A 24361-nucleotide genomic window follows, 5' to 3' on the forward strand; every position below is an offset into this window, starting at 1 on the left:
GGCGCCCCCCGGGGCAGTTCCAGCTCCGGCTGGGAGTTCTCCGCCGCGCGGGGACCTTCGAGGCGGCGCGGTTCACCGGCGGGAGAGCGGACTTCTCCGCGTCGTGCACCGGCCGGACGGTGGGCTTCGCCGAAGGTGGGGACAGCCCGGCCAAGGGCAGGCGTTTCGACGGTCCGCCGCATACCGCCGAGGAGGTACGGGTGCGGCGCTGCTGCCGCCCGAACGGGAGGCGCCCCCGCCAGGGCGGCGCATCGGCAAGGGCGGCGGGCTCCGGTCAGGTGAGCAGCGGGCGGACCTCCTCAGCGGCGAACCGCACGAAGCCCTCGGGATCCGGCTCGTCGGCGGTGGGCTGGAGGACGACGGTGTCGGCTCCGGCATCCGCGCGGCGCCGGACGGCGCGGGCGACGGCGGCCGCATCCCCGGACACCGCGACGTCCGGCACCGACGCGATCCCCTCGTGGTCGAGCTCGACCGCCAGCCGCTCGCCGGAACCCGGCCCGGTCGCGGTGAGGAGGTAGGACACCACGCGGTGGTCGTCGGTCCGCCCCGCTTCCGCGCGGGCCTCGTCGATCCGCTGCCGGGCCCGCCGCACCTCGTCGGGTCCGGCTGTGCAGTCGAGAACGGTCCCGTCCGCCCTGCTGCCCGCCAGGTCGATCGTGCGCGGGCCGCGTGCACCGGCGAGGATCGGGGCGCGGGTGGCGGGCGGCCAGTCGAGGGCGACGTCGTCGAGGCGGACGTAGCGGCCCTCGGTCGTGACGCGCTCGCCCCGCAGCAGCGCCCGCAGCGCCGTAAGGTGCTCCTCCAGCAGTGTCATGGGCGACGCCGCCTTCCGGCCGACCTGGGCCATCCAGTCCTGGACGCCGTGGCCGACGGCGAGCGTGACGCGGTCAGGGAACAGGCGGTACAGCGTGGCCGCCTCCATGGCGGTCAGCGCCACGTTGCGCAGCGGGACGGGGAGCAGGCCGACCCCGATCCGCAGGCGCTCACTCCAGGCCAGGGCCGCGGAGGCCGCGGCGATACCGCTCTCCAGAAAGCAGTCCTCCCACAGCCACAACTCCTCCAGGCCCGCGTCCTCCGCCGCCCGGACCACGGGGCGGAGGCGTTCAGGGGGAAGCTGAGGCCGGAACACGGCTCCGAGGGTGGTCATCCCCCGTTCCTACCGCGCCCCGATACCGGCGGGCAACGGCGTTCCCGGGTCCGGGGACGAGCGCGGCCGAGCCCCCTGCGCACCGGGCGCGCTCAGTCCGGCGAGCCCGGATCGAGCGCGGCGACGAAGGGGGTGACGCGGTAGGCGCCGGCCGCGGCGTCCTGGTCGAGAATCAGCGCCGTGCTTACTGAGGTCAGCCGCTCCGCCGGCGGTGCGGACCTCGACCGGCGACGCCGGTCCGTCGCCGCCGGAGATCTCGGCGAGGCCGAACTCCCGATCCACCCGGCCGGTGCGCACCACGCAGGTCCGGCCTACGAAGCCGCCGCCCCTGCGTTGCCGCTCGGCGGGCAGCACCCTGCGCACACCCAGCACGATCGCGCCGGGCCCGCCCCACGCCAAGACCACCGCCGCGACCGGGACCACCGGGCCCAGGGCGATCCTCCGAGCGGAGGTATCGGCGGGCGTCAGGTGCCGACGACCTCCTGCGCCGCCCGAGGCCGACGCTTCCAGAGCATGGCCAGCAGTGCGGCGCCCGCCAGTGCGGTCGTGACCGTCACCGGCACGAACGCCGCCTGGAACCCGGCACCCGCCTCCAGCACCACGCCGGCCGCCACGGTCACCACCACGGTGGTAAAGAAGCCGCTCATGTTCACCAGGCCCGAAGCCACGCCGGTGCGCTCGGCGGGCAGGCCGTCGCGGGCGAAGTCGAACGACAGCGCGGGAGCGGCCACCGCGCCGGCCGCGCTGACCACGAGCACCGCGAACACCACCCAAGACGGCGGCAGTCCGCCGGGCCAGCCGACCACCAGCAGCCAGCCCAAGGCGAAGAGGCTCACCAGCGTCGTCGCCAGCGGACGCCGCATGCCGGGGCGGCGGCCGACGAGCCCGCCGATCAGCGGGGAGATCCACAGCACGGACAGGCCCACGCCGGAGAGCAGCGTGCCGGCCAGTGCCGGCGGGAACCCCATCCCCTCGACGAGGAAGGGGTATCCCCACAGCACGCCGAGCATCGTGTAGGGCGGCATGATCGCGGCGTGGTGGGCCAGGCCCAGCCGGGTACCGCGGTTGCGCAGCGCCTCGCCGATGCTCTCCAGAGCGCGCACGGGAGGATGGGACGCCGCGGCCCGCCGGCTCGAAGGGCGATCGCGCACCACCAGCACCACGAGCAGCGCCATGATCAGTGTCAGGGCGGAGAAGAAGAGGTAGGCCCCGGTCCAGCCCATGCCCCGCAGCGCGAACGCCAGGGGGGCGACGCTGGCCGCCTGGCCGATCCCGCCGGCGACTCCGGTGAGCCCGCTGACGAGCGCGTACTGGGAGCGGGGGAACCACAGGGCGGCGAGGCGGATGACGTTGAGGAAGGTGACGGCGTCGCCGATGCCGATCAGCACCCGGCCGGCGATGGCCGCCTCAAGGGAGGGCGCGACGGCGAAGAGCGCCACCCCCACGGCCATCAGCACCGAGCCCGCCGTCAGCGAGACGCGCGGGCCGATCCTGTCGGCGAGCAGGCCGGTGGGAACCTGGAGCACGACGTAGACCAGCAGCTGCAGCATCGGAAGCATGGACAGCAGCGCCGGACCGGCGTCGAAGCGTTCCTGGGCCTGCAGCGCCGCAGCGCCCAGGCCGTTGCGGTGGAACATCGCCAGGAAGTAGACGCCTACGCCGATCACCCACACGAGCCAGGCGCGGGCGCCGCCGACGGGCTCGGTGGGAACAGAGGAAGCGCCGGTCGCGGCCGTCTTCGTCGCGGTCTTGGTCATGGCGGCGGTGGGGGTTCTCGCAGACGGGGAGTCGTCGGGCACCGGGGATGCCCGATCACCGGATGAATCCGCGCATGCGTCCGCCCGCTCGTGGCGGCTTCGCCCGTGCGGACCGTCCGCGGAGTCGGAGGCGTCGGCCCCGGGAACCGGGCCGCTCACGTGCGGGCCCCGAGCAGGTGCGCGGCTCCGTCCATATGGACCTGCACGGCGCGGCCGGCGGCCGGGCCGTCGCCCGCTTCGATCGCCGCGAGGATGGCGGCGTGCTCGTCGATGTTCCTGCACATCCGCGCCACGGTGCGGACCCCCTCCTCCATCATGCGCAGTTGCCGGTCGCGCAGTGAGTCGTACAGGCCGACCAGGATGTCGTTGCCGCTCGCGGCGACGATCTCCCGGTGGAAATCGCGGTCGGCCAGGATGAACGCCTGGCGGTCCCCGTCGACCTCGGTGCGCATCCGGCCGAGCAACTCGCCCAGTCGGCGCACCAGGGCGCCGCGCACATCGGCCTCGGCGCCGGCGGCCTTCTGCGCGGTGTGCCCCTCCACCAGCCGGCGGGTCTCGATCACGTCGTCGATCTCGCCTTGGGATACGGGCACGACCAGCGCCCCGCGCTTGGGGTAGAGCCGCACCAGGCCTTCCCCCTGCAGCCGCAGCAGCGCCTCGCGCACGGGAGTCCGGGAGACGCCGACACCGGCCGCGATGTCCCCCTCGCTGATGAGGTCGCCTCCGGCGTAGCGGCGGTCGAGGATCGCTTCCTTGGCATAGCGGTAGGCGCGGTCGGTCGCCGAGGTTGTTGTATGCATCTTGTATCTATGTTAGCCGCGCCCCCGAGTGCGCGCGCAGGAGAAGAGGGGCGAGGCGGGGTGGGTCCAGCCACGCAGCCCCGTGACGCGGAGCACGCCGGGTCGCCCCGAGCGGGTACGGGAGCACCGGAGACAGCGAGGAGGCCGTGATTCCGCCGCGGAAGCACGCCCGAATCCGCACGGCGGCGGGAGCGGGGGACTGCCGCTCGCGGACCCCCGTGGAGTCACGGAGGGCGACGACTCGGATACGGAACGCCGATGGAACCTCCGCAGAGCGACATATCCGGCCGTGGATACGCATGTTTGTACGGTTCGACAGGTTTCCCTTTGCCCAGACCGTGATCGTCACCCCTGCACGCGTCAGCACCCGCCTCCCACCAGGGGTTACGCAAGCCGCACCGCCCGGTGGCACCCGGTGACGCGCCTGACATTTCCCAGGGGCCGGGCATGGCCTGTTTCGGCCACACGGTTCCTCGACACCCACCATGAGCAGGGAAAACGGTCCGTACATCCCGATGTCGCCCCGCGTCCATGTGTGGCATGGGTCACATTTTCGAGGGTCGACCCCTAGGGGGCGATTGCTGCTACTATCCGGAGCGCAAAGAATAACCAGGAGGTAACGACAGAGTTCGCGGCCTACCAACTTTGCGAAAGAACATGGGTCCTCGACTGACCGGCCCATGCTCTGACCGCGGTAGCGCGCCGGCTCGTCCGGAGACGGCGCTCCTCGGCGGAAACCGGAACTGATCAGGAGACGTCGAAGTGAGTCACTGGCGGTTGAACAACCCGCGGGCGAACCGTGTGAAGGCAGCACTGGCGAACCGCGTAAAACACAGACCTCGTCACGCGTTCTGCGCCGAGCGAGCCGTCACCGCACTGTGGGACGAACTCGTCGCGGTCGCCGCCCGGCCGATGTATCGGGCCGGCACTTCCGAACTCGCGGTCATCTCGGTCATGCGCGGCATCAACGTCTGGTGCCGCGACGGAAAGTTCTTCTGGAACGATCTCTTCGGCAGCACCGTCACCCATCCGGCCAGCGACCCCGCCGGAGCGGCGCAGTTGCTGAGCTCCCTCACCTTCCCTCTCACAAGTCCCTTCCAACGCGGCCGCCATCACGCCTCGTCCCTCACGGCCGCTTGAAGAGCTCCCGGCGTTGCAGAACCCCCACCCGGCCCCCGGATCCCTCCCCGGCAGCCTCGTGGAGTCTCTATCGGTTCTGACGCCGTATACGCCCGATGAGTTCCGCCCGTCTCGCGGAAACCTCGCATGATCCCGATAACGCCGCCACGGGCACACCTGTGTCCGGCTCACGGCCGGGGCGCGCCCGTCAGCCGCCGCTGCGCTCGCGGATGAGCGCCTCCACCCCGTCGAGCATGCGCCGCAGCCCGAACTCGAAGATCTCGTCGGGACCGGGGGGTGTGGCGGCGCCGGCCGCCTCGGCGAAACGCGGATAGCGGCTGAAGTCGACGTATTCCTCCAGGAACACGTCGCGCGCAACCCGCCATGCCTGCGCACGGTCTCCCGGCCCTTCGCCGGAAGCCGCGTCCACGGCGTTGCGCGCCATACCCCGGACCAAGCCGTCCAAGCTCTCGATCACCGTCAAGCTCTCCGCGCGGGTGAGCCCGGTGCCCTCCAGCACATACAGCGCCGAGTCGAACCACGCCAGCAGGTTCGGCCCGGGAAGCGGGCGCTCCGATGCGAGCCGGAGCAGCCACGGACTCCTGCGAAAGCCCTGCCAGTCGGAACGGGCGACCGCCTCCAACCGCTCGCGCCATCCGCCGGGCAGTGTGTGCGGCAGCGGTCCCTGGCCGACCACGGCGTCCAACATGAGCGCGAGCAGCTCGGGCTTTCCGGGGACGTAGGTGTACAGCGACGCCGTACCCACCTTCAGGTGCTGCGCCACGCGGCGCATGGACAGCCCGTTGACCCCTGCGATCTCGGCGACCTCGATCGCCGCCTGCACCACCCGTTCCCTGCTCAGCCCGGGCCTGGGCCCCCGGCTGGAATTCGGCTCGTCCACCCCCCAGAGCAGCTTCAGCGCGCGTGTGGGGTCCTCGACGCGTTCGGCGGCGGTGTCGTCGTTGGTCATCTTGCCTACATCATAGAACTCCGTATAGCGTTCGGAGAAATTACCTCGAATGCTGTTCGGAGTTTGTGTCCGTGGATGCCCCCACCCATGCGCCCGCTCGCGGCGGCGTACGCCCCCGAGAGCGGGCCCTCGCTCCCGACCTCGCACGCGGCATCATGCTGCTGCTGATCGTGGTGTCCAACACCGCGTTCTTCCTCTATGCGGCCGAACACGGCCCGTCCGGCTGGCACCCCACCGACGGCTCCACAGCCGACCAAGCCGTGCAGTTCGCCATGATCACCGGACTCGACCTGCGCGTCTTCCCGCTCTTCGCCTTCCTCTTCGGCTACGGCATGATGCAGGTCATGCTGCGGCAGACCGCGGCCGGAGCCGACGAGCGCACCGCCGTTCGGATCCTGCGACGCCGCAGCCTGTGGCTGCTCGTCTTCGGCCTGCTCCACGGCGCACTCCTGCTCGGCGGCGACATTCTCGGCCCCTACGGTGTGGCGAGCCTGGTGCTCGGTGCACTGTTCCTGCGCCGCCGCGACGCCACCCTGCTCGTGTGGTCGGGGATCGCGGTCGTCCTCCTGGTGGTCGGCGAGGTCGTCTCCGCGTTCGACGTGCTCAACGCCGGAAACGCCGCCGCCCAGTCCGCCGACCCATCGACCAGCTACTACGCCTCCGACGAGGAGAGCTATCCCGCCTCGGTCGCCACCCGGTTCTTCACATGGCTGTACATCACCGTCGGCGGCGGGCTGTTCGGGTTCTCCTTCCACGCCGCGATGCTGCTCGGCTTCTGGGCGGCCCGGCGGCAGGTCCTCGAAGACCCGGCACGGCACCTGCCGCTGCTGCGCGTCGCCGCGGTCGCCGGCCTGGCCATCGGGTGGCTCGGCGGACTGCCCGCCGCCCTCGCCCACGTCGGCGCGGTGGAAGCCGCACCCGCGATGGTGGCGGAGACGGGGCCGCTGTACGCGGCGCAGTCGATCACGGGCCTGGCAGGCGGCCTCGGCTACGTCGCGGTGTTCGCCCTCATCGCCCATCACATCTCCGCCCGCACCCGGTGCAGCCTGCCCGTCGTCGCCGTGTCAGCGGTCGGCAGGCGGTCTCTCTCCTGCTACCTGGCTCACTCGCTGATCTTCGCGCCGCTGCTGGCGGCCTGGGGGCTGGGCTGGGGTGCGCACCTGACCAGCGCGACCATGGCGCTCTTCGCCGTCGGCGTGTGGCTGCTGACCGTCGCCGCCGCCTACGCCCTCGACCGCACCGACCGCCGCGGCCCCGCCGAGGCACTCCTCCGCCGCCTGATGTACGGCCGAGGGACCCCCATCCCCGAAACGCAGAATCCGCCCAGCACCCTCTGAGGTAGCCGCTCCCGGGCGGTTCCGGAGAGTTCCTTTCTCCGGCAGTCCGAATGAGCACCGCTCCGGTGCCGGGTACCTACGCCGGGCTCGCTACCGGGTGCCGTGCCCGCCCTGCGGGGGCCACTGGTTCGGCGGAGGCGGGCCGCCGGGCGGCGAGGGCTGCTGCGTCGGCCCGGCCTGGTGCCAAGCGCCTGGAGGCGGACCGGGCGGACTTCCCGGATACGGGTGCTGCGGCGGCTGGGACGGGCGGGACCTGCCGGACTTCGAGACCAGCACCACCACCAGGACGACCACCGCGATCACGATCACCAGAACCGCGGCGCCGGCGAGAAGAACCAACGGGGAAACCAGAGACATCGTGAAACCCTACGGTTCCGCGGGCCGCGCAGCCAGTGGCTCGGCCCGCGATCGGCGTTTCAGCCGGATCCGGACAGCGAAGCGGGGCCGGACCGGAGTCCGGCCCCGCTTCGCTGTCACTCGTCCTGCCGGAGCCTGCCGTGCGCTACCCCCAGATCAGCGCCGCGGTCTTGGGGTCCTCAAGCATGGCGCCGACGTCGCGCAGGACCTTCGAGCCCAGCTCGCCGTCGACCAGCCGGTGGTCGAAGGACAGCGACAGCGTCGTCACCTTGCGCACCGCAAGCTCGCCGTCGTGCACCCAGGGCATGTCGCGGATCTGGCCGAACGCCAGGATCGCCGCCTCGCCCGGGTTGATGATGGGCGTCCCGGCGTCCACCCCGAACACCCCCACGTTGGTGATGGTGATCGTGCCGCCGCTCAGGTCGGCCGGGGTGGCGCTGCCCGCGCGGGCGGTCTCGGTGAGCGCCTGCAGCTCCCGCGCCAGCTCCGGCAGCGGCTTGGTGTGCGCCTCCTTGATGTTGGGCACCACCAGCCCGCGATCGGTGGCCGCCGCGACCCCCAGGTTCACGTAGTGCTTGCGCACGATCTCCTGGCGCTCGTCGTCCCAGGAGGCGTTCACCTCGGGGTGCCGCCGTACGGCGGTCAGCAGGGCACGCGCCACCAGCAGCAGCGGCGACACCTTCACCTCGGCGAACTCCGGCCGCCCGCGCAGCTGCTCGACGGTCTCGATCGCCTCGGTGACGTCCACCTGCAGGAACTCGGTGACGTGCGGCGCGGTGAACGCGCTGCGCACCATGGCCGCGGCGGTGTGCTTGCGCACGCCCTTGACCGGGATGCGCTCCTCGCGCGCCCCGGCATCGGCCGCGGGAGCCGCGGGCGCGGCCTCCGGCTCCGCCTGCTCGGGCTGGGGAGCGGGCGCCGCCGGTGCGGCGGGCGCGGCCGGTGCGGCCTCCTCGCCCGCGTCGCGGCGGACGTCGTCGCGGGTGACGACGCCTCCCGGCCCGGTCGGGGTGACCGACGCCAGGTCGACGCCCAGATCCTTGGCCAGCTTGCGCACCGGCGGCTTGGCCAGTGCGCGGGCCTGAGTGCCGTTGCTCGCCGCACCGGCGCCGCCCTCGCCCTGGTCGGCAGGGGCCGGGGGTGCGGTCGGCGCCGCCTGCCCGTTGCGCTCGCTCTGCGCGCCGCCGGGCGCGGCAGCGGACTCCGCGGCCGCCGAGGTGCTCGCCGCATCCGTGCGCCTGCGGCGCGGGCGCCGGGTGGTCGAGGAGGCGCGCTCGCCGTAGCCCACGAGCGGCTTCTCCCGCTCCTCGGCCTCCTCGGCGCCGGCCGCTCCGCCGCCGGATTCCTGTGCCTGGCCGTCCGAGCCTCCGCCGGTGTCGACGGAGATGATGGGCGTGCCCACATCGACGGTGGAGCCGGCCTCCACCAGCAGCTCGCGCACGGTCCCCGCGTAAGGGCAGGGCAGTTCGACGGCCGCCTTGGCGGTCTCGACCTCGCAGATCATCTGGTTGACCTGCACCTCGTCGCCCGGCTGCACGTACCACTGCAGCAACTCGGCGTCGACCAGCCCTTCGCCCACGTCGGGCAGCCGGAACCGCTGCACGCCGGCCTGTTCGGTGTTCACCTGGCTCACCTTGTCTCTCCCGCCCCCTTACTAGTACGTGAACGCCCGGTCGACGCCGTCGAGGATCCGATCCAAATCGGGCAGGTAGTGCTCCTCCAGGCGGGACTGCGGGTAAGGGGTGTCGAAGGCGCCGACGCGGATGACGGGCGACTCCAGGTGGTAGAAGCAGGATTCGGTGATCCGCGCCGCGACCTCGCCGCCGATGCCGCCGGTGACGGGAGCCTCGTGGGCGATGACCAGCCGGCCGGTGCGCCGCACCGACTCCTCGACGGTCGCGTAGTCGACCGGCGCGAGGGAGCGCAGGTCGACGACCTCGATGGAGCGCTCGGTCTCGGCCTCGGCGGCTTGCAGAGCGGTCTTGACCATGGGCCCGTAGGCCAGCAGCGTCAGGTCGCTTCCCTGTCGCGCGATGCGGGCCGAGCCCATCGCCGCGGCGGAGTCCGGGGAGGCGTCGGTGTCGACCTCGGCCTTGTCGTAGTAGCGCCGCTTGGGCTCGAAGAACACCACCGGGTCCGGAGAGGTGATGGCCTGCTGGATCATCCAGTAGGCGTCGACGGCGTTGGCCACGGTGACCACCCGCAGCCCGGCCGTGTGTGCGAAATAGGCCTCGGGCGACTCGCTGTGGTGCTCGACCGCTCCGATACCGCCGCCGTAGGGGATGCGCAGCACGACCGGCACGCTCAGCGCGCCCGCAGAGCGGCGGCGCATCTTGGCGAGCTGGGAGAAGGTCTGGTTGGTGGCAGGGAAGAAGAAACCGTCGAACTGGATCTCGCAGACCGGCCGGTAACCGCGCAGTGCAAGGCCGATGGCCGTGCCGACGATGCCCGACTCGGCCAGAGGGGTGTCGATGACGCGGTCGGCGCCGAAGTCCTTGTGGAGCTGGTCGGTCACCCGGAACACGCCGCCGAGACGACCGACGTCCTCGCCCATGACCAGGACCTTGGGGTCGGACTCCATCGCACGGCGCAGCCCGGCGTTGATCGCCTTCCCGATCGTGAGGTTGACGCTCATGGTCACCGCCCTCCCTCGGCGCCGGCGTCTTCGAACGACGCCAGATAGTCGGCGAACTCGGCCCGCTGCAGGTCGATCTGGGTGTTGGGTTCGGCGTAGACCTCGTGGAAGATGTCCAGCGGGGCCGGATCGGGCAGCGACCGGCACTCCGCGCGCAGCTGTTCGCCGAGGCGGTCGGCCTCGGACTCGACCTCGGTGAAGAAGTCGTCGCCTGCGATGCCCTGCGCCTGCATGTGGGCACGGAGCCGCAGAATGGGGTCCTTGGCCTTCCACTCCTCCAACTCGGCGGGCACCCGGTAGCGGGTGGGGTCGTCGTTGGTGGTGTGGGCGCCCATGCGGTAGGTGAACGCCTCGATCAGCATCGGCCCCTGGCCCTCGCGGGCCTGCTGCATGGCCTTGCGGGTGACCGCCAGGGAGGCGAGGACGTCGTTGCCGTCGATGCGCACGCCGGGGAAGCCGAACCCGGCCGCACGGCGGTACAGCGGGACGCGCATCTGGCGGTCCGGGGGCTCGGAGATGGCCCACTGGTTGTTCTGGCAGAAGAACACCACGGGGGCGTTGTTGACGGCGGCGAAGGTGAACGCCTCGCTGGTGTCGCCCTGGCTGCTCGCGCCGTCACCGAAGTAGGCGACGACCGCCGAGCCGTCCTCGCCGGTGGCGCCGTCGCGCTGGATGCCCATGGCGTAGCCGGTGGCGTGCAGCGTCTGGCTGCCGATGACGATGGTGTAGAGGTGCAGGCCGTACTGAGCGGGGTCCCAGCCGCCGTTGGTCACGCCGCGGAACAGGCCGAGCAGCTCCTTGGGCGCTACACCGCGCGCCCAGGCGACGCCGTGCTCGCGGTAGGAGGGGAAGGCCATGTCCTGCGGGCGCAGCGCGCGCGCAGAACCGATCTGAGCGGCCTCCTGACCCAGCAGCGAGGCCCAAAGGCCCAGTTCGCCCTGGCGCTGCAGCGCGACGGCCTCGGTGTCGACGCGGCGCACCAGGACCAGGTCGCGGTAGAGTCCGCGGATCTCCTCGGTGCTGATCTCCAGGGGATAGTCGGGGTGGTCGCGCAGCTCTCCGTCCGGGGTCAAGAGCTGGACGAGCTCGGGTTCTCCATGCGCGGTGTTGTTCGACACCTGTCGCTCCTCGGGTACTCGGGGCCGATTTCGCGGGGTACCACTACGTCGGCCGGATCTCTGCCGCTCACCCGGGGTAACGGGTATAGCGGACAGCCCTACCGACATCGTGACAGAACTCACCGCCGACGGCGCAAGGGCCCAGCGCCGACTTTCATCCGCCGCCCCATCATGACCGAGACTCCTGAAACTGCAACTAGCAGGGCTTCCAAGTAAAAGCAAGGCCGTCCAAGGAAGAATTCGGACGGCCGAGAACCGGACGTGGGCGCCCTGGCGAGTGTCGTGTGACTGCGCAGCGGGACGTGATTACACAGAGCTATCAGACTGGGCCGCTGATGGAAGGAGGCGGCCCCGCCGGCGGCCGGTCGCGGCGCCGGGCGGTCTCGCGCCCCGGGGCGGAGCCGCTTTCGGATGAGCGGCCGCCCTGCGCGTTCGGGGGCACGGCCTCGCCGGGTGCGCGCGGCGGGTCAGGCCGCGGCGCGGACACCGCGCTTCTTGGCGTAGTCGCCCAGCTGCTCGCGCAGCTGGCGGCGTGCGCGGTGGAGCCGCGACATGACGGTACCCAGCGGCGTGCCCATGCGGGCCGCCACCTCCTTGTAGGTGAAGCCCTCGACGTCGATGAGGTAGACGACCAGGCGGAAGTCCTCCGGCAGCGCGGCCAGCGCGTGCCGGATCGCGGAGTCGGGCAGGCGGTCCAGCACCTCCGACTCGGCCGAGCGCGGCCCTGTGGAGGAGTGCGCCTCGGCGGCGGCGAGCTGCCAGTCCTTGATCTCGTCGGTGGAGTCCTGGCGGGGCTCGCGCTGCTTCTTGCGGTAGCCGTTGATGAAGGTGTTGGTCAGGATGCGGTAAAGCCACGCACGCAGGTTGGTGCCCGCTCGGAACTGATGGAAGTTGGCGAAGGCCTTCGCGAAGGTCTCCTGCACCAGATCCTCCGCGTCGGCGGAGTTGCGGGTCATGCGCAGCGCCGTGGGGTAAAGCTGATCGGCGTACGGGGTGACGGCGGTGGCGAAGTCGAGCTCTTCAGTGGACTCGGTGGATTCGCTCATACGCTCCAGGTCTATGGTCGTCAAATCTCCCCCTTGGGACGACCGGCCTTGCTACTGATTCGGTAGACGCACGCAAAGACGCCCTATGATGACGCCGTCACGCGTGATGCTTGTCACCGAAGCTTCCAGTTGGAGTCCGCGGCGACTCGAGATCCGGTAAAAAGGACCGCGGAACGCCTTCATGCGAGCGGATACGCACTGCCTCTCCGTCGGGACGACCGTCGACAACGGCGCGGGACGGATTCGAGCGGCGATGCGTCTCCCTGAGAGCGGGCGATAACGACGCCCAGGAGGAACCGGGACGCGGTGCGCCCCCTTGCAGGCCCTTCGAGGGTGGTTCGAGGGTGGCGGGTGTATCAATCGCACCCTCCTCCAGGATAGACGCCGACGCAACGGCCCGCACGGCGCCTCCTGGGTGCCGTACGCTTTCTGCTGCCCCGCCCCGCTACCCGCGGATGCGGCTCCATCGACCTCTGAACCGAACTCGCCGCCCGACCGATCAGTGGAGGACCCCGTGGCCCGCGTCGTGGTTGACGTCATGCTCAAGCCGGAGATCCTGGACCCCCAGGGCCAGGCCATCGCCGGCGCCTGCGAACGGCTCGGGTTCTCCGGAGTCCGCGGGATCCGCCAGGGCAAGCGCTTCGAGGTGGAGGTCGAGGGCGAGGCCGACGAAGCCAAGCTGGACGAGGTCCGGCGCATGGCCGAGACCCTGCTCGCCAATCCGGTCATCGAGGATTACTCGCTGCATGTGGGTTAGGACACGTCGAGCCGCCGCGCCGACGGTGACCTGAACCCGTCGCAGACGAGTGCCCAGGATTGCTCGCGCTGCGCGTTCGCCACGCCACCTGCCGCATACGGCCAACTCCGGCCCATGTCCGTTTCGCAGGACGCACCCCGGGAAATCTTCACTGTGTGCCTACCGGTCGTGAGGGCTTGCGATGGATGTGAAATTCTCGATTGCGCTCCCCCGACAGGCGTACACGGTGGCCGTGGTGCGGGAGTTCCTCGGGGAGGCGCTCCGCAGCACCGGCGTCTGCGCCGACTGCCGGTTCCCGATCCTCCTCGCCGCCTCCGAGGCCTGCGCCAACGCCGTCGATCACGGAGCCCCGTCCTGCGGCTACCAGGTCACGATCCGGGTCCACACCGACACCTGCGACCTTGAGGTCGCCCATAAAGGGCCCGGATTCAACCCCTCCCGGGTGCCCCTGCCAGACATCGAAGCCGAGTCGGGCAGGGGCCTTCTTCTGATGCGCCAGGTCATGGAGGACGTCTCGGTCTCCGCCGATCCCGACGGCAGCACCCGGCTGCACATGGCCAAGCGTTTCAGCCAGTGCCGTCCCGGTCCGCCCGAGCACGGCGAGTGGAGCCGCCTGGAGCCGGTCCTGCGCTGAACCCCGGCGCCGAGACCAGCAGGTAACCTCGGAAGCGGAAAGCGTCGGCGGCGGTCCGGCCGCACCCGGCGCCCGGCTCCCATCCGACCGATATCCGGAGAGTGCCCATGACAGCCCGTGTGGGCGTCGTCACCTTCCCCGGCTCCCTGGACGACAGGGACGCCGAACGCGCCGTCCGCCTCGCCGGCGCCCGCCCCGTCTCGCTTTGGCACGACGAGCCCGACCTGCGAGGAGTCGACGCCGTCGTGCTGCCCGGCGGGTTCTCCTACGGCGACTACCTGCGCTGCGGTGCCATCGCCCGCTTCGCCCCGGTCATGAACGAGTTGGTACCGGCCGCCCGCTCGGGCGCGCTGCCGGTGCTGGGCATCTGCAACGGGTTCCAGGTCCTGTGCGAGAGCCACCTGCTGCCGGGCGCGCTGACCCGCAACAGCTCGCTGCGGTTCATCAACCGCGCGCAGCCTGTGCGGATCGAGTCCACCGCCACGGCTTGGACCAACCGCTACACCGCAGGCGAGGAGATCCGCATCGTCCTCAAGAGCGGCGAGGGCAACTTCGTCGCCGACGACGCCACGCTGGACGAGCTGGAGCGTTCGGGCCGCGTGGTCGCCCGTTACGCGGGCGACGCGCCCAACGGCGCACGCCGCGGCATCGCCGGCGTCAGCAACGAGCACGGCAACGTGGTCGGTCTGATGCCCCACCCTGAGCACGCCGTGGAGGAGCTGACCGGCCCCTCGACCGACGGGCTCGATTTCTTCACCTCCCTCCTCGCGCACTTGGAATCCAGCCCCGCGGCGCCCGCCGCGATCGGCTGAGACCGCCGACGCGACGTCCGGGGGACGGTATGCGCTTGATGGACCAACTGCGGTCGCGGACGACCATGGTGGTGCTTGCCGCCGTGGTGACAGTGGCACTGGTCGCCACAGGAGCGGTCGGCCTGATCAGATCGCTCAACAGCCCTGACTCCGCCCCGGCGGCAGGGCAGAGCGGCCCGCCGGGGAGCGTCTCCTCGCCGGCGGCGGCTCCCGAGATGAACAAGCTGGGCAAGGCTCCCGACGACGTGTCCTACACCGACTTCGGCGAGCAGTGCCCGGACGTGGAGTGCGTACGCATCGTCGGCGTCGCCTTGCAGGACGGCAGTGCCGAGCAGGGCTCCGACAAGGCCACCGAGAAGGCGATCGACACGGTCTTCACCCACCTGCTCGACCAGGGCTGGGGACGGGTGCTGCCCAACGAGGAGGCCGACCCCGAGGACGTTCCGCTCGGTGAGGGCTACCTCTCCGACGGGCAGGTGCTGATCACGGCCACCCCGGTGGACGCGCCCGACGCCAGCGCCGGCCTGATGCTGATGCACGCCCAGGCGCCCGGGTCCTGAACGCGCGCGTCCCGGGAGCCGATCCCCCTCCTCCTCCGAACCGCAGACACCCCGCCGAGCACGCCCGAACGGAAAGCACCGCATGCCCGAACAGCCCCAGCCGGACACCGTCGCCGCCGCGCAGCGCACCCCCGAAACCCCCCAGCCCTACGCCGAGCTGGGGGTGGCCGACGACGAGTACGCGCGCATCCGCTCCATCCTGGGCCGCCGCCCCACGGCCGCCGAACTGGCGATCTACTCGGTGATGTGGAGCGAGCACTGCTCCTACAAGAGCTCCAAGGTCCATCTGCGCCAGTTCGGGGAGAAGGCTCCGCACAGCGATGCGCTGCTGGTCGGCATGGGCGAGAACGCGGGAGTGGTCGACGTCGGCGACGGCCGCGCCGTCACCTTCAAGATCGAGTCGCACAACCACCCCTCATACGTCGAGCCGCACCAGGGCGCGGCCACGGGCGTGGGCGGCATCGTCCGCGACATCCTGACCATGGGCGCGCGGCCCGTAGCGGTGATGGACGCGCTGCGCTTCGGGCCGCTGGAGGCCGACGACACCCGCCGTGTGCTTCCCGGCGTGGTCTCGGGCATCTCCTTCTACGGCAACTGCCTGGGCCTGCCCAACATCGGCGGCGAGTTGGGCTTCGACGCCGGATACGCGCGGAACCCGCTCGTCAACGCGCTGTGCGTGGGCGTGATGGGCCACGAGGACATCCAGCTCGCCCAGGCGCCGGGCCCGGGCAACAAGGTGGTGCTCTTCGGCGCCACCACCGGTCCCGACGGCATCGGCGGCGCATCGGTACTGGCCAGTGCCAACTTCGACGACGAGAGCCACGCCAAGCGCCCCAGCGTGCAGGTGGGCGACCCGTTCCTGGAGAAGCTGCTGGTGGAATGCAGCCTGGAGCTGTTCCGCGACCGGCTGGTCGTGGGCATCCAGGACCTCGGCGCGGCCGGGGTCTCGTGCGCCACCACCGAGTTGGCCGCCGGCGGCACCGGCGGCATGCGCATCGAACTCGACAGGGTGCCGCTGCGCGACTCCACGCTCACTCCGGAGGAGATCCTGATGAGTGAGTCGCAGGAGCGCATGATGGCCGTGGTCGAGCCGGGCAGCCTCGACGCGTTCATGGACACCTGCGCCAAGTGGAACATCCAGGCCAGCGTCATCGGCGAGGTCACCGACGTCACCTCCGAGGAGGCCGAGCGCGGCGGACGGCTGGTGATGACCTGGAACGGCGAGACGGTGGTCGACCTGCCCCCGCGCACCGCCTCCGACGAAGGCCCGGTCTACGAACGCCCCTACGCGCGCCCCGCCGAGCAGGACGCGCTGCAGGCCGACACCCCCGGCACCCTGGCGCGGCCCGACGACGACGAGGAGCTGCGCGCGCAGCTGCTCGACGTGCTCGCGGCCCCGGGCGTCTGCGCCCCCTCCTGGGTCACCGAGCAGTACGACAGCTACGTCAGGGGCGACACCGTGCTCTCGGCGCCCCACGACGCCGGCATGGTCCGGGTGGGCGACGACGGCGACCGCGGCATCGCGCTGGCCACCGACGGCAACGGCCGCTACGCGCGTCTGGACCCCTACACCGGCACCCAGGCCGCCTTCGCCGAGGCCTACCGCAACGTCGCCGCCTCCGGTGCCCGCCCGCTGGCGGTCACCAACTGCCTGAACTTCGGCTCACCGGAGGACCCGGGAGTGATGTGGCAGTTCGCGGAGTCCACCCGCGGCCTGGCCGACGCCTGCCAGAAGCTGGGCACCCCGGTCACCGGCGGCAACGTCAGCTTCTACAACCAGACCGGGGACGCCGCCATCAATCCCACCCCGGTGATCGGCGTACTCGGGGTGATCGACGACGTCCACTCGCGGCCCACCAGCGCGTTCCCGCGCAACGGCGAGGGCTCGCGCATCATGCTGCTGGGCAGCACCACCGAGGAACTGGGCGGTTCGGTCTGGGCCGAGGTCGTCCACAGCCACCTCGGCGGCCTGCCGCCTCAGGTGGACCTGGACGCCGAGGCCGCGCTGGCCCGTCTGCTGGCCGCGGCGGTCGACGACCAGCTGCTGACCACCGTGCACGACCTCTCCGACGGCGGCCTGGCCGTCGCGCTGGCGGAATCGGCGCTGCGCGGCGGAGTGGGCTGCTCGGTGCACCTGGACGACGACCCCTTCACAGCGCTGTTCAGCGAGTCGGGGGCCCGCGCGATCGTGGTCGCCGGCCCGGAGGAGGACGGGGACGCCTTCGCCCGGCTGTGCCGCAAGCACCATGTTCCCGCGGCCGAGATCGGCGTCGTGGGCGGCGGGTCGATGACCGTCACCCATCCCGACGGCGGGTTCAGCATCGGCCTGAAGACGCTGGGCACGGCCTACGGGTCGACGCTTCCGGGGGTTCTCGGAGACGAATAGGAGGAGGCGGGGCGCGCCGGGATCGCCCTGAGGGCTCCGCGTCATGCTCCGCTGTGGCGCTCCTGGTGGAACCGGCTCCAGCGGCCCAGAGGGGCCCGGCGTTCCGGGCTCCCCCGGGCCGCGGCCCGCCTACCGGCCGCGCCGCTCGTCCTCCGGCAGCTCGGCGTCGGAGTCGATGGCCGCCGGGTCGGTGGCCGCTTCCCCTTCGTCGGTGACGGTGGGCTCGGGCTCACGCTCCTCTTGGGCGCGGGTGGGCTTGTCGCCCTTCAGCATGCCCTGGATCTCGCTCTCGATCTCGTCGTCGAGCTTCGGGCTGTGCTTGTCGCTGCCTTGTGCCATCGCGCGCCTCCATACCGGTCATCGGCGCAGTCATTCCTGCTTACAGGTCCGCGGCTACCCGCCGACCCGCCCGGACAAACGGCACGCGGCGGCCGCGGCGAGCCGCGGCGACGAGTGGCCGCTCTCCCGCATGCGCCCCGCCGCCTCGGGCAGTGGCGCTGGCAGGGCGCGCCGGCCACGCGCCGAGCGCGGCCGCGTTGCCAGCGACAGCACAGCAGCGTCGGGAGGTGAGAGGGCCGTCCAGCTGCGGCCCGATCAACATGGATCTGCGATTTCTGGAACCGTTGTACCGTGCGCCCGGTCCGGTCGCTTCGGTCTACATGGACACCACCCGCGCCACCGAGAACGCCGTGCACGAGATCGGCCTGCGCTGGCGCGGGCTCCGCGAGGAGCTGTCGGAGAGCGGCGCCGACGAGGCGACGCTGAAGGCGCTCGACTCCGCGGCGGGCGGAGTGTCGGGCATCCCGGGCCCACAAGGCGAGGCGCTGTTCGCCGCGGACGGCGAGCTGATCGCGGCTTACACCCTTTCGAGCCCGCCGTCGCGGAACCGCGCGTCTCTGCTGCCGGTGCCCGACCCCATCGAGCTCGTCTCCGACCTCGACGACGGCCTGCCCTATGTGGTGGTGGCCCTGGACCGCGAGGGCGCCGACATCTACGCCTACCCCGCCTACGGCAGCCTCTCCGAGGAGCGCCACACGAGCGGGGCGACACTGCACATCAACAAGGTGCCCACCGGCGGCTGGCGGCAGAAGCACCACCAGCGCCATACCGAGGAGGTGTGGTTCGCCAACGCCGCCGAGGTCGCCCACGACGTCGAGGAGGCGGTCAAGAACGTCCAGGCGGCGGCGGTGTTCGTCGGCGGCGACGAACGCGCGCTGGGCAAGGTGCGCGAGCACCTTCACCACAGCACGGCCGAGATGCTCATCGAGCTCTCCGGCGGCGGCCGCGGCGACCCGGACGCGATCGCCGAGCTGCGCAAGTCCGTGGAGGAAGGGCTGCGCCGCACCGCAGTCGTCCTGCGGTCGGGCCTGATGGAGCAGTACGCCCAGGACCTCAACCGGGAGGGGCGGGCCGTCCAAGGGCTCTCCGCGACGTGCGAGGCGCTGCGCTCGGGGCAGGTGGGCCGCCTGCTGCTGGCCGGCGACCGCACCGACGAACCCACGTTGTGGGCGTCTGCATCGGATCCGCTGGAGACGGCCGAGGACCGCAGCAGGATGACCGATCCGGCCGAGGCGTTCGAGGCGCCGGCCAGCTCGCTGCTGCTGCGGGCCGCGCAGGCCACCAGCGCGGCGTTCACCCGGCTGCCCGATTCGGGCGACGCGCAGGACGGCGCCGGCGCGTTCCTGCGGTTCTCCGCGGCACCCTGAGCCGGTCCGGGCGCGGGGCGCGGCCGCAGGCGCCTCGTTACGATGATCCCGACGGGAAACCGGCCGCGGGCACGCGACGCTCAGCGTGGTCCGTCGGGGATGGCACCACGGGCACGGGAGGGCGCGGGATGGGTCGCCGTGGGCGGCTGAAGGGGCCGATGGGCAGCCACGAACGCCCGGCCAGCCCGTTGCTCTTCCGGCTCGTACTGGCCGTATTCGGGCTGGTCGTCCTGATCGCGGGCGCCGTACTGGCTGCGGTTGCGGGATCGGCTCCGCTGACCGTCGTGCTCTCGGCGGGGGCGGTCGCGGCGGCGCTGAACGTCTACTGGGTCGCCTTGCGCCGCCGCTACGAACGCTGAGCGGGCACCGAGGCGTACCGGTCCCGGCTCGGTGCTCGACTCCCGCCGGGTCCGCGAGCTCAAGCACCCGCGGACGGCGGATCACCCTCAGGCGCTCTCGGGGATCCGCTCCCGCCAGGCCTCCTCGTCCTCCCCGGCCCGGGTCTTGGCGGCCTCTTCGACCGACATGCCCTCGTCGGCGATCACGGTCGCGACTCGTCCTGGTCGGCGTCGGTCCGGTTCCCGTTCTTCGGCATTCGGCAGGCCGGGGAGTCGTCCTCGGCGAAGCCCGTGCGGAAGATCTTGTTCAGGTCGTACTCCGCGTGGTCGCCGGCGCCGCGGCCGTGCAGGCGTTCGGAGCGAAGGCCGGGGCGGGTGCGGGGGCGCGCGTCGGCCGTGCGCGCCCCCGCCGCCTCATTCGAACCAGCGCTGGGGCTCGGGAGCGAGGTTGCGGTAGATGTGCTTGGCCTCGCGGTACTCGTCGAGCCCGGCGTGGCCCAGTTCGCGGCCCACGCCGGAGCGCTTGAATCCGCCCCATTCGGCCCCGGGCAGGTAGGGGCCGAAGTCGTTGATCCACACGGTGCCGTGGCGCAGTCCGGCGGCGACGCGCTCGCCGCGGCCGGGGTCGTCGGTCCACACGGCGCCGGAGAGGCCGTAGTCGGTGTCGTTGCCGATGGCGACCGCCTCGTCCTCGGTGCGGAAGGTCTCCACAGTGACGACGGGGCCGAAGACCTCGGTCTGCACGATGTCCATGTCGCCGCGGCAGCCGGTGAAGACGGTGGGGCGGTAGAAGAAGCCGTTGGCCAGCTCGGGATCGTCGGGGCGGCGGCCGCCGGCGGCCACTGTGGCGCCTTCTTCGATGCCGCGGGCCACGGCGGCCTCGACCTTGGCGCGGTGCTCCTCGGACACCAGCGGGCCGCATTGCACACCCTCGTGCTGGCCGCAGCCCAGGCGCACGCGCTCGGCGCGGCGGCACAGCTCGGCCACGAACTCGTCGTGGACGTCCTCGTGCACGACCAGGCGGGCGCCTGCCGAGCAGACCTGGCCCGAGTGGAAGAACGCCGCGATCATGGCGTAGTCGACGGCCGTGTCCAGGTCGACGTCGGGGAAGACGATGTTGGGGTTCTTGCCGCCCAGCTCCAGTGCGACCTTCTTCACGGTCTCGGCGGCCGAGGCCATGATTCGCTTGCCGGTGGCCAGTCCGCCGGTGAAGGAGACGAGGTCGACGCCGGGGTGCTCGACCAGAGCGGATCCCACCTCGGCCCCGGTGCCCAGCACCAGGTTGGCCACGCCGGCGGGCACCCCCGCCTCGGCGCACAGCTCGACGAGCTTGCAGGTGGTCACCGGGGTGATCTCGCTGGGCTTGACCACCATGGTGTTGCCCGCGGCGATGGCCGGAGCCATCTTCCAGGCGAGCTGGAGCAGCGGGTAGTTCCAGGGGGTGATCATCGCGCAGACGCCGACGGGTTCGTAGACCACACGGCTGGAGACGCCCTCCGGCGTGGAGACCACGCGGCCGGAGTCCTTGTCGGCGAGTCCGGCGTAGTAGCGGAAGACGGCGGTGACGTCGTCGACGTCGATGCCGCCCTCTTCGATGGTCTTGCCGGTGTCCAGGGACTCCATCAGCGCGATCTCGGCACGGTCGCGCTGCAGCAGATCGGCGATGCGGCCGAGGATGCTGCCGCGTTCGGCGGCGGGGCGGCGGGCCCATTCGCCGCTGTCGAAGGCGGCGCGGGCCGCGGCCACGGCGGTGGCGGCGTCGTCGGCACCGCCTTCGCTGACGACGGTCAGCACGGAGGCGTCGTAGGGGTTGAGCACCTCGCGGGTGCCGCCCTTGGCGGCGGCGCGCCAGGCGCCGTCGATGTAATCGCTCTCGGCGCCCGCTGACCCGGGGTCGGACAGATAGGGCTTGGCCGGGAGTCGAAGGTCAGGCCCGGTCACGGGACCCTCCTCCCAAGGTGGGTTGGCCGGATACGGCCACGACAGAGTCTTCGCTGGTTGCACGTCAACCGCTAGACCATAACTGAGCTGGGTAAATCCTGAAACCGGAAAGCGTTTTCACGACTCGTGACACGCACCGCGTTGCGTCGTCGCCGACGACTGCAGGAGCGCGTTCCGCCTGACGCGCTGTCGGCCGCCGCCCCTGATCGCTGGTCGTACCCGGGTCTGGACAACGGCACCCCATCTCGGGTTAACGTAGATTAGGCATACCTAACGTGTGCCGGGTCGCCGTCGTCCCCGATCCCGGACCGCCCGCGCCGGGAGGCTGTTGAGGACCCATGCTGCTGGAGCAAGAACGCCGAGACGTCTGCCTGACCGCCCGCAGGCTCGTCGACTGCGGCCTCGCCCGCGACCAGGGCGGCAGCGTCAGCGTCCGCAGCGGATCCCTGATGGCGGTCACCCCGGCGGGGGTTCCGCTGGACAAGGTCGAACCCGCCGACTGCCCGGTGCTGTCGGTCGATGCCGGGGTACTGGAAGGGCGCCGCGAACCCGCTGCCGAGACCACACTGCACACCGCCGCTTACCGCAGCGGCGACGCCACCGCCGTCGTCCAGGCCTACGGAGACAACGCCGCCGTCATCGCCGCCGCGCTGGCCGAACTCCCGCCGATCCACCACAGCGCAGCGCGTCTGGGAGGTGCGGTCCCGGTGACCGACTACGCCACCTACGGCACCGGGCAGCTCGCCGACCACCTGATCAAGGCGCTCAAGGGCAAGTACGCCGCACTGCTGGCCAACCACGGCGGACTGGCCGTGGGCGCCGGAGCGGAGGAGGCCTTCGAGCACGCGCGGCTGCTGGAGTGGCTGTGCGGCGTCTACATTCGCGCCCGCAGTCTGGGCGAGCCGCGGATCCTCTCCGAGGACGAGCTGGCCGAGGTGCGGGCCCGCAACGCCTACGCGTGGGCGGGGCCCGACATCCTGTGAGGCCACGGCACCCGGGTGCTGGGAGTCTGCGGTGTGCACGGCCTCCGGCGGCCGCCTGCTCAGGCTGCGCCGGTGACCGATGCCGCGACGGCCAGGCCGATCAGCAGTGCGCCCAGACCGGCCGCCAGTGAGGCGGCGGCGTTGGCGAAGGCCAGGAACCGCCGGCGCTCGCGCAGCAGCGCGAACGTCTCGTAGCCGAACGTCGAGTAGGTCGACAGGGCACCGAGCACCCCCGTCGCCACGAGATCCGCGGCCCACTCCGGCAGCGTGAACCCGCCGGCCAAGCCCAGCAGCAGGCAGGCCGTGGCGTTGGCCGCGTGGGTGCCCCAGGGGAACGCCGAGTCGTGGCGCCGCTGCACGAACCGGTCGGCGAGGTAGCGCAGCGGAGCGCCGATCGCGGCCCCCAGCGCGGCGAGCAGGATCGTCACGGCGTCGCCTCCCCGTCGCCGCCGCCGCTCCGGTCGCCGCTCGGGCGGACGTTCGCGGCGCGCCGCCCCAGCACGCGCTCGGTCAGCGCGACGCCCGCCCACACCGCGGCGAGGCCGCCCAGCAGCGTCGCGCCGATGTAGCCCAGCGCGCCGGCGGGGGCACCGGCCTCCAACAGGTCCCGCACGTCGCCGATGTGGGCGGAGAAGGTGGTGTAGCCGCCGAGGACGCCGACCCCGGCGAAGGGCCGCAGCAGCCGGGAGTCCGGGCGGGCGTGCACGACCACCGTCATCAGCACGCCGATCAGCAGGCACCCGGGCAGGTTGGCGGCCAGCGTCGCCCAGGGGACATCGCCCGCCTGGTGGGGCAGCGCAAGCCCGACCGCGCCGCGGGCCGCGCCGCCGATCGCCCCGCCGAGCGAGACCGCGGCGAGCACCGCCCACGGCGCGTCGCGCAGCTCGCGGCGCCGACGGAGCGCGTGCGGACCGATGTCGGGATCGACGGGCGGGGGCGCCTCCGCGGCCGCGGAGGCGCCCCCGGGTTCGCACGAGCCGCGGCCGGGGCGCGCGGAGTCGGAGCGTTCGGGCACGGATCCAGTCCTACCAGCACCCCGGCCCGCGGCCGGAGGAGCCCTCCCGCCTTCCGTTCCCGTCGGGCGCCGAGCCGGGGAGCGTGACACCGACCTCGCGCACCGACGGCTGAGCGGTCGGTGTCGCTGCGGGTCAGTGAGCCAGGTGCTCGGTGAGCAGTTCGTTGACGCGGTCGGCGCGTTCGATGCCGGCGAGGTGGGCCGCTCCCCAAACCGTTTCCAGGCGGGCGCGCGGCAGGCCGCGGGCGAGGCGGCGGCCGTGGCCGGGGGGAAGCGTCGGGTCGTGGGCCGAGGAGACGACCAGCGCCGGCGCGGTCACCCGGGCCAGCAGACGGCGCTGGTCGAGTCCTGCCACGGCCGAGCACCAGCCGGCGAAACCCGCCGCGGCCACCCCGACGAACTCCTCGGCCAGCCGTTTGACCACATCGGGGCGGTGCTCGGCGAAGCCCGGAGTGAACCAGCAGAGAGTCGCCTCGTCGACGACGGCCTCCATGCCGTCGCGGCGAGCGCGTTCCGCGAGGCGCTGCCACGGCCCCCTGCGCGCCACCGCGGCGGTACCGGCCACATAGCCCAACCGCGCCACCCGTCGCGGTTGGGAGGCGGCCAGCCAGGTCGCGAGCATGCCGCCGAGTCCGGCCCCCACCACCGACAGCCGCTCCAGCCCGAACTCGTCCAGCAGTGCCAGCAGGTCGGCGCCCAGTTCGTCCATGGAGTAGCCGCCTTCGGGAGCGGGCGAGGAGCCGTGGCCGCGGTGGTTGACGCGCAGGACGCGCAGTTCCCGGGTCAGTTCGGGCATCTGCGGCTCCCACAGCGTCCACTTCGCCCCCGGCGGCGCCAGCAGCAGCACGACCGGGGCGTGCCGGGGCCCGTCAAAGCGGTAGTGGAGGGCAACGACGGCCATGCGCGACCTCCTGGTTCTCCAGGTGGCAAGCGTATCGGCACC

Annotated in this window: 24 protein-coding genes; 10 read left to right on the forward strand and 14 right to left on the reverse strand. The window is 72.0% G+C overall.

Annotated features, from left to right (window positions below; all coding sequences use genetic code 11):
• Window positions 1-274: 274 nt before the first annotated feature.
• The 3 genes from LP52_RS20695 to LP52_RS20705 all read right to left on the reverse strand — a co-directional run bounded on the left by LP52_RS20695 (window position 275) and on the right by LP52_RS20705 (window position 3704).
• A complete protein-coding gene (locus tag LP52_RS20695; protein WP_040276020.1) occupies window positions 275-1147 on the reverse strand; it encodes an LLM class flavin-dependent oxidoreductase in 873 nt (290 codons plus the stop codon).
• A gap of 464 nt (window positions 1148-1611) precedes the next feature.
• Window positions 1612-2904: an MFS transporter gene (locus LP52_RS20700; protein ID WP_040276021.1), complete on the reverse strand. Its 1293-nt coding sequence runs from the start codon at window positions 2902-2904 to the stop codon at window positions 1612-1614.
• A gap of 155 nt (window positions 2905-3059) precedes the next feature.
• The gene (locus LP52_RS20705; protein ID WP_040276022.1) at window positions 3060-3704 is read right to left on the reverse strand and encodes a GntR family transcriptional regulator; all 645 of its coding nucleotides are present in this window, start codon (window positions 3702-3704) and stop codon (window positions 3060-3062) included.
• Between the two features lie 762 nt (window positions 3705-4466).
• Here LP52_RS20705 and LP52_RS20710 point away from each other — a divergent pair.
• A complete protein-coding gene (locus tag LP52_RS20710; RefSeq protein WP_238581016.1) occupies window positions 4467-4844 on the forward strand; it encodes a hypothetical protein in 378 nt (125 codons plus the stop codon).
• A 187-nt stretch (window positions 4845-5031) separates the two neighbouring features.
• Here the strand turns inward: LP52_RS20710 and LP52_RS20715 are convergent, their stop codons facing one another.
• Entirely contained in the window at window positions 5032-5793 is a 762-nt protein-coding gene (locus tag LP52_RS20715) for a TetR/AcrR family transcriptional regulator (RefSeq protein WP_040276024.1), read from the reverse strand.
• A 71-nt stretch (window positions 5794-5864) separates the two neighbouring features.
• Between LP52_RS20715 and LP52_RS20720 the strand changes: the two genes are divergently transcribed.
• Window positions 5865-7130, forward strand: coding sequence for a DUF418 domain-containing protein (locus LP52_RS20720; RefSeq protein ID WP_238581017.1), 1266 nt, complete (start codon window positions 5865-5867; stop codon window positions 7128-7130).
• A gap of 90 nt (window positions 7131-7220) precedes the next feature.
• On the opposite strand, the gene LP52_RS27450 is transcribed toward LP52_RS20720, so the two are convergent.
• From LP52_RS27450 to LP52_RS20740, 5 genes are all read right to left on the reverse strand, one after another.
• Window positions 7221-7487: a hypothetical protein gene (locus tag LP52_RS27450; RefSeq protein ID WP_157036414.1), complete on the reverse strand. Its 267-nt coding sequence runs from the start codon at window positions 7485-7487 to the stop codon at window positions 7221-7223.
• Window positions 7488-7632: 145 nt separating this feature from the next.
• Window positions 7633-9111 (reverse strand): dihydrolipoamide acetyltransferase family protein, encoded by a 1479-nt coding sequence (locus tag LP52_RS20725; RefSeq protein ID WP_157036415.1) that lies wholly within the window; start codon window positions 9109-9111, stop codon window positions 7633-7635.
• 30 nt (window positions 9112-9141) lie between these two features.
• On the reverse strand, window positions 9142-10122 hold the full coding sequence (locus LP52_RS20730) for an alpha-ketoacid dehydrogenase subunit beta (protein WP_040276026.1): 981 nt from the start codon (window positions 10120-10122) through the stop codon (window positions 9142-9144).
• 2 nt (window positions 10123-10124) lie between these two features.
• Window positions 10125-11240 (reverse strand): pyruvate dehydrogenase (acetyl-transferring) E1 component subunit alpha, encoded by a 1116-nt coding sequence (gene pdhA, locus LP52_RS20735; RefSeq protein WP_040276027.1) that lies wholly within the window; start codon window positions 11238-11240, stop codon window positions 10125-10127.
• Window positions 11241-11707: 467 nt separating this feature from the next.
• On the reverse strand, window positions 11708-12310 hold the full coding sequence (locus LP52_RS20740) for a sigma-70 family RNA polymerase sigma factor (protein ID WP_040276028.1): 603 nt from the start codon (window positions 12308-12310) through the stop codon (window positions 11708-11710).
• A 490-nt stretch (window positions 12311-12800) separates the two neighbouring features.
• Between LP52_RS20740 and purS the strand changes: the two genes are divergently transcribed.
• The 5 genes from purS to purL all read left to right on the forward strand — a co-directional run bounded on the left by purS (window position 12801) and on the right by purL (window position 17435).
• Window positions 12801-13043 (forward strand): phosphoribosylformylglycinamidine synthase subunit PurS, encoded by a 243-nt coding sequence (gene purS, locus LP52_RS20745; protein WP_040276029.1) that lies wholly within the window; start codon window positions 12801-12803, stop codon window positions 13041-13043.
• A gap of 181 nt (window positions 13044-13224) precedes the next feature.
• On the forward strand, window positions 13225-13677 hold the full coding sequence (locus LP52_RS20750) for an ATP-binding protein (RefSeq protein ID WP_040276030.1): 453 nt from the start codon (window positions 13225-13227) through the stop codon (window positions 13675-13677).
• A 107-nt stretch (window positions 13678-13784) separates the two neighbouring features.
• Window positions 13785-14489: a phosphoribosylformylglycinamidine synthase subunit PurQ gene (gene purQ, locus LP52_RS20755; protein ID WP_040276031.1), complete on the forward strand. Its 705-nt coding sequence runs from the start codon at window positions 13785-13787 to the stop codon at window positions 14487-14489.
• A 38-nt stretch (window positions 14490-14527) separates the two neighbouring features.
• The gene (locus tag LP52_RS20760; protein WP_052810081.1) at window positions 14528-15049 is read left to right on the forward strand and encodes a hypothetical protein; all 522 of its coding nucleotides are present in this window, start codon (window positions 14528-14530) and stop codon (window positions 15047-15049) included.
• 82 nt (window positions 15050-15131) lie between these two features.
• Window positions 15132-17435: a phosphoribosylformylglycinamidine synthase subunit PurL gene (gene purL, locus LP52_RS20765; RefSeq protein WP_040276032.1), complete on the forward strand. Its 2304-nt coding sequence runs from the start codon at window positions 15132-15134 to the stop codon at window positions 17433-17435.
• A gap of 129 nt (window positions 17436-17564) precedes the next feature.
• Here the strand turns inward: purL and LP52_RS20770 are convergent, their stop codons facing one another.
• Window positions 17565-17774 carry a hypothetical protein gene (locus LP52_RS20770; RefSeq protein ID WP_040276033.1) on the reverse strand — a complete coding sequence of 70 codons (210 nt, stop codon included), beginning with the start codon at window positions 17772-17774 and terminating at the stop codon, window positions 17565-17567.
• Window positions 17775-18094: 320 nt separating this feature from the next.
• Here LP52_RS20770 and LP52_RS20775 point away from each other — a divergent pair, with 320 nt between their 5' ends.
• Complete coding sequence (locus tag LP52_RS20775) at window positions 18095-19141, forward strand: baeRF2 domain-containing protein (RefSeq protein WP_238581018.1); 1047 nt, start codon at window positions 18095-18097, stop codon at window positions 19139-19141.
• A 158-nt stretch (window positions 19142-19299) separates the two neighbouring features.
• Window positions 19300-19500: a hypothetical protein gene (locus tag LP52_RS20780; RefSeq protein ID WP_238581019.1), complete on the forward strand. Its 201-nt coding sequence runs from the start codon at window positions 19300-19302 to the stop codon at window positions 19498-19500.
• 393 nt (window positions 19501-19893) lie between these two features.
• Here the strand turns inward: LP52_RS20780 and LP52_RS20790 are convergent, their stop codons facing one another.
• Window positions 19894-21381, reverse strand: a complete 1488-nt coding sequence (locus LP52_RS20790; RefSeq protein WP_052810091.1) for an aldehyde dehydrogenase family protein — start codon at window positions 21379-21381, stop codon at window positions 19894-19896.
• A 377-nt stretch (window positions 21382-21758) separates the two neighbouring features.
• Between LP52_RS20790 and LP52_RS20795 the strand changes: the two genes are divergently transcribed.
• On the forward strand, window positions 21759-22403 hold the full coding sequence (locus LP52_RS20795; RefSeq protein WP_040276038.1) for a class II aldolase/adducin family protein: 645 nt from the start codon (window positions 21759-21761) through the stop codon (window positions 22401-22403).
• Between the two features lie 59 nt (window positions 22404-22462).
• Here the strand turns inward: LP52_RS20795 and LP52_RS20800 are convergent, their stop codons facing one another.
• From LP52_RS20800 to LP52_RS20810, 3 genes are all read right to left on the reverse strand, one after another.
• Complete coding sequence (locus tag LP52_RS20800; RefSeq protein WP_040276039.1) at window positions 22463-22831, reverse strand: fluoride efflux transporter FluC; 369 nt, start codon at window positions 22829-22831, stop codon at window positions 22463-22465.
• Window positions 22828-23418: a fluoride efflux transporter FluC gene (locus LP52_RS20805; protein WP_040276040.1), complete on the reverse strand. Its 591-nt coding sequence runs from the start codon at window positions 23416-23418 to the stop codon at window positions 22828-22830. The genes LP52_RS20800 and LP52_RS20805 overlap by 4 nt, the downstream gene beginning before the upstream one ends.
• 133 nt (window positions 23419-23551) lie before the next feature.
• Window positions 23552-24319 (reverse strand): alpha/beta fold hydrolase, encoded by a 768-nt coding sequence (locus tag LP52_RS20810; RefSeq protein WP_040276041.1) that lies wholly within the window; start codon window positions 24317-24319, stop codon window positions 23552-23554.
• Window positions 24320-24361 lie beyond the last annotated feature (42 nt).

It is taken from the genome of Streptomonospora alba (genome assembly GCF_000826685.1).
In the GTDB taxonomy this organism is placed as follows: Bacteria; Actinomycetota; Actinomycetes; order Streptosporangiales; family Streptosporangiaceae; genus Streptomonospora; species Streptomonospora alba.

Bases quoted from the DNA above. Each gene is read 5' to 3' on its own strand.
- LP52_RS20695 (WP_040276020.1), bottom strand. From the start codon at position 1,147: ATGACCACCCTCGGAGCCGTGTTCCGGCCTCAGCTTCCCCCTGAACGC.
- LP52_RS20700 (WP_040276021.1), bottom strand. From the start codon at position 2,904: ATGACCAAGACCGCGACGAAGACGGCCGCGACCGGCGCTTCCTCTGTT.
- LP52_RS20705 (WP_040276022.1), bottom strand. From the start codon at position 3,704: ATGCATACAACAACCTCGGCGACCGACCGCGCCTACCGCTATGCCAAG.
- LP52_RS20715 (WP_040276024.1), bottom strand. From the start codon at position 5,793: ATGACCAACGACGACACCGCCGCCGAACGCGTCGAGGACCCCACACGC.
- LP52_RS27450 (WP_157036414.1), bottom strand. From the start codon at position 7,487: ATGTCTCTGGTTTCCCCGTTGGTTCTTCTCGCCGGCGCCGCGGTTCTG.
- LP52_RS20730 (WP_040276026.1), bottom strand. From the start codon at position 10,122: ATGAGCGTCAACCTCACGATCGGGAAGGCGATCAACGCCGGGCTGCGC.
- LP52_RS20750 (WP_040276030.1), top strand. From the start codon at position 13,225: ATGGATGTGAAATTCTCGATTGCGCTCCCCCGACAGGCGTACACGGTG.
- purQ (WP_040276031.1), top strand. From the start codon at position 13,785: ATGACAGCCCGTGTGGGCGTCGTCACCTTCCCCGGCTCCCTGGACGAC.
- LP52_RS20760 (WP_052810081.1), top strand. From the start codon at position 14,528: ATGGACCAACTGCGGTCGCGGACGACCATGGTGGTGCTTGCCGCCGTG.
- purL (WP_040276032.1), top strand. From the start codon at position 15,132: ATGCCCGAACAGCCCCAGCCGGACACCGTCGCCGCCGCGCAGCGCACC.
- LP52_RS20770 (WP_040276033.1), bottom strand. From the start codon at position 17,774: ATGGCACAAGGCAGCGACAAGCACAGCCCGAAGCTCGACGACGAGATC.
- LP52_RS20775 (WP_238581018.1), top strand. From the start codon at position 18,095: ATGGACACCACCCGCGCCACCGAGAACGCCGTGCACGAGATCGGCCTG.
- LP52_RS20780 (WP_238581019.1), top strand. From the start codon at position 19,300: ATGGGCAGCCACGAACGCCCGGCCAGCCCGTTGCTCTTCCGGCTCGTA.
- LP52_RS20795 (WP_040276038.1), top strand. From the start codon at position 21,759: ATGCTGCTGGAGCAAGAACGCCGAGACGTCTGCCTGACCGCCCGCAGG.
- LP52_RS20810 (WP_040276041.1), bottom strand. From the start codon at position 24,319: ATGGCCGTCGTTGCCCTCCACTACCGCTTTGACGGGCCCCGGCACGCC.